The following is a 2,076-nucleotide window of genomic DNA, read 5'->3' as shown; positions in this document are numbered from 1 at the left end:
CCGGCCCAGGCGCCCGCGCCCGGCCCCACGCCCACCTCCACGCCCGCGCAGACCAGTGCCGGCCCGGGCCGCCGCCGCAAGCTCGCGGCCCCGCCGGCGGAGAAGGAGCGCGCCGCCGAGGCGGCCGCCGCCGCCGTCGCCGCCGCGCCGCCGCAGGCGCAGCCCCAGTACCCGCCGGCCCAGCACACCCACAGCGGGCGGGAGTTCGCCATCGGCGCGCCCGAGGCCGGGGCCGAGGGGCCGGAGCACCTGGACGGTCCGGGCGGCGCGGTGGAGGTCACCGGCGGCAGCGGCCAGGTGCCGCTGCCGGCCGACGACGAGCTGCCGCCCGAGCCCCTGGACAACCCACGGCGGCTGCTGGTGTGGCCCGAGCCGGACGTCTCCACCCAGCAGGCCCTGACCGACCGCGGCTACCGCCCCGTCATCGTCCACTCCCGCGAGGAGGTGGACGCCCAGATCGCGGCGTACCCGGCGGCCCTCTTCGTGGACCCGCTGACCGGCCCCATCACCCGTACCGCCCTGCAGTCGCTGCGTCAGGCGGCCGTCGCCGCCGAGGTGCCGGTCCTGGTGACGGCCGGCCTGGGGGTGGCCTCGCGCGAGGCGGCGTACGGCGCGGACCCGGCCGTGCTCCTCAAGGCCCTCGCACCGCGCGACAGCGAGCAGCACCCGCCGCGGGTACTGCTGGTGGAGGAGCACGCGGCCATCGCGGACGCCATGGCCGCGACGCTGGGCCGGCGCGGCATGCAGACCGCGCACGCCCCCTCGGACGCGGAGGCGGTGCAGCTCGCGGCGCAGGTCCGCCCGAACCTGGTGGTGATGGACCTGATGCAGGTGCGCCGCCGCCGAGCCGGGATCATCGACTGGCTGCGGGTGAACGGCATGCTCAACCGCACGCCGTTCGTCGTCTACACCTCCGCCTCCATCGACGAGGCGGAGCTGCCCGGTCTGGCTTCCGGCGAGACGGTCCTCTTCCTCGCGGAGAGGTCCACGAGCCCGGAGGTGCAGTCGCGCATCGTGGACCTGCTGGCGAAGATAGGCGCCAACTAGCCGTACTGGCCCGCAGGGTTGCCGACGCGGCGTTCGGCGGTGCGGCGCTGCCCGCGTGCCTCGCGGTCGAGGGCCTGCGGCCCTCCGCCTCGGCTGCCCGCCGGCGGTGGCCGCGTTCTCCGGAGCAACCGCTCGGTCCGCGGCGCCCACCGCGCGTCGCCCGACGGCGCATACGGACCAGCGGGCCGCCGGCCCCGGCGAAGCCGCTCAGGAGGCCGGCGAGTCCGTGGAAGCCGGTCCGGTGCCCGACGGCTTGCCGGGCCGATCGCCCAGCAGCAGGGCGAGCCCGCACAGGCCGCTGGCCAGCCAACAGGCCATCATCCACGTCCCCCCGCCCAGGCCCAGCGTCACGACGAAGGCGACGAGCGATGCCGTGACGCCGGCGACGGCGGCACGCCGCAGGCCGTTGCCGGCCTCCCACTCACGGCGCAGTACGCCGGAGCGCCGCCAGGCCCACCAGAGCACGACACCGGCGACCGCCGCCTCCGCCACGGCGAACCAGACGGGAACCGGGGGCAGCCCGAACGACTCCGCCTCGCCGCTCCACACGTCCATGAGTCCGACGGCCAGGACGACCGGGCCGATCAGGGCGAACACCCCTGCCAGCAAGCGGAAGAATCCGACGCCCATGACCGGCGCGTCGGCGTCGCCGAACGGCACGGCGGCGTGGGACAACCTGTGGAAGCGCTGGGCCGCGCCCCGGAAATCCGTCGCGACGATCCAGCCGAAGGCCGTCGCGAACACCCCCCAAGCCACCGAGAACATCGCGCCTCTCCCTTCGCCGCACATCCGCCCCAGCCGGTACCGGCCCCGGACGTGCCCGCCACGGTACGGCGGCGCCGCCGGCTCTCGGCATGCCGGATTCCGGCAAGGTGGGCGCTCGCCGAGTGCCGGGTACCAGATGCCGGTTGCCGGATGCCGGGTGTCGGATGCGGGTGGCCTGCCGGGCGCGGGCGGGCTCCGCGCTCCGTCTTTCGGCCTCACGCGGTGTGAGGGCCAGACCGCAGTTTCCGCCCCCCGCCCCCGGCC

The 2,076-nt window shown here is 76.5% G+C and carries 1 protein-coding gene and 1 pseudogene; one reads left to right on the top strand and one right to left on the bottom strand.

Annotated features, from left to right (window positions below):
* Positions 1-1,047: pseudogene (locus tag L7D48_RS26925) on the top strand (PAS domain S-box protein); the annotation flags it as partial.
* Positions 1,048-1,254: 207 nt separating this feature from the next.
* Here L7D48_RS26925 and L7D48_RS26920 read toward each other — a convergent pair.
* Positions 1,255-1,812: a hypothetical protein gene (locus L7D48_RS26920; protein WP_237883416.1), complete on the bottom strand. Its 558-nt coding sequence runs from the start codon at positions 1,810-1,812 to the stop codon at positions 1,255-1,257.
* Positions 1,813-2,076 lie beyond the last annotated feature (264 nt).

This window comes from Streptomyces sp. ICN903 (assembly GCF_022015835.1).
GTDB lineage: Bacteria > Actinomycetota > Actinomycetes > Streptomycetales > Streptomycetaceae > Streptomyces > Streptomyces fenghuangensis.
This window is presented reverse-complemented; position numbering and strand designations above follow the sequence as displayed.

Coding starts and splice junctions, on each gene's coding strand:
- L7D48_RS26920 (WP_237883416.1), bottom strand. CDS start 1,812: ATGTTCTCGGTGGCTTGGGGGGTGTTCGCGACGGCCTTCGGCTGGATC.